Annotated in this window: 2 protein-coding genes; both read left to right on the top strand. The window is 64.3% G+C overall.

Translation table 11 applies throughout. From position 1 onward, the window contains the following. On the top strand, window positions 1-1,222 hold a 1,222-nt coding region (locus HLUSI_RS0113530), incomplete at its 5' end, for a TolC family protein (RefSeq protein ID WP_016834485.1). A 159-nt stretch (window positions 1,223-1,381) separates the two neighbouring features. Beyond that, window positions 1,382-1,537 (top strand): hypothetical protein (locus tag HLUSI_RS31635; protein WP_016834484.1); only part of this gene is annotated, 156 nt, incomplete at its 3' end.

The following is a 1,537-nucleotide window of genomic DNA, read 5'->3' as shown; positions in this document are numbered from 1 at the left end:
CGCGCTCGACGCCAATCCCAATCTCGGCATCGCCCGCGCCGCGCTCAACCTGGAACAGGCCAATGCACTCCCCAGCGTCGGCGCCTCGGCGCTGGCGGGACATGCGCGCCTGCCGCCGATCAATCTGGGTAGCTCATCGGGGGCATCCACTTCATCCGGCTCGTCCACCAGCCTGAACCTGTACAGCCTCGGTTTCGACGCCACCTGGGAAGCCGACTTGTTCGGCGGACATCGTCGCGCGGTGCAAGCCGCCAACGCCACCGCCGAGGCGGCGGAAGCATCGCTGGCCGACGTCCAGGTCAGTCTCGAAGCGGAGGTCGCGAATGCCTACATCAACCTGCGCGATCGCCAGCGCCGCATCCGGCTGGCCGACGAATCGATTCGTGCCCAGGAGCAGATGGCGACGCTGACGCAGCAGCGGCTCGAGCGCGGCACGGCCTCCAATCTCGATCTGATCCGGGTGCGAAATCAGCTCGACGGCACGCGCAGCGACCAGGTGCCGCTGCAGGCCGACCTGGAATCCTATTTGAACCAGTTGGCCACGCTGGTGGGGCAGGAGCCCGGCACGCTGGATGAGATGCTTGTCGCCAACGCAAATGCAGAAAATGCGGAAAATGCAGTGCCCTTGCCGCCCGCGCAAGTCGCGGCAGGCGATCCCCAGGCGTTGCTGCGGCGGCGTCCCGACATCCGTGCCGCCGAGCGTACGCTGGCCGCCGACACCGCCAAGATCGGCCAGGCGGAAGCCGCACGCTATCCCAGCCTGAAGCTGTTCGGCGTCATCGGCCTGGGCGGCACGCATCCGTCCGACCTGACAAAACTCGATGATTTCACTGCGGTGGCGGCGCCGATGCTGAGCTGGAATTTCCTCGACTTTGGTCGTGCCAAGGCGCGCGTCACGCAAGCCGAGCGCGTGCGGGACGAAGCCGAGATCAAGTATCGGCAATCGGTGCTGGAAGCCTTGCGCGATGCCGAGGATTCGCTGTCGCGTTTCCGTTACGGCCGGGTGACGGTCGCCACTGTTGCGCGCACCAAGGCATCGGCCGACCGTGCGCTGGACCTGGCGCAGCAACGCTACCGGGCCGGCACCGGCACCCTGATCGACGTGCTGGACACCACGCGGCAGCAACTCTCCGCGCAGCAGAATCTGTCGCAGGCCGAGGCGGCGCTGACGCGCAGTTTTGTCGGCATCCAGAAGGCGCTGGGTTTGGGTTGGGGAAGTTGACGGATGATCAACTTTTCATGAAGCAGGTTGTAACAACTGTAAGGGAATGTTTGCAGGCGTCAGGCGGCCGAAACTATTGAGAGAGAATGCGGCTCGAACAGCCGTCCGTATTCCATTGCTGCTAAAGCAGCGACCTTATTTTTAACAAGGACCCGCATCATGAAAACAATCCAAAAAATCACAGTCATTTCCATCACGGTCTGCGCGCTGGCGGCGATGAGCGGTTGCAGCAATATGTCGCGACGCGACAAGAACACGGCGGTGGGCGCCGGCATCGGTGCGGTTGCGGGCGCGGTCCTGACCGGCGGTAGCGGC

Origin of the sequence: Herbaspirillum lusitanum P6-12 (assembly GCF_000256565.1) — a bacterium.
Taxonomy (GTDB): Bacteria; Pseudomonadota; Gammaproteobacteria; order Burkholderiales; family Burkholderiaceae_D; genus Herbaspirillum; species Herbaspirillum lusitanum.
This window is presented reverse-complemented; position numbering and strand designations above follow the sequence as displayed.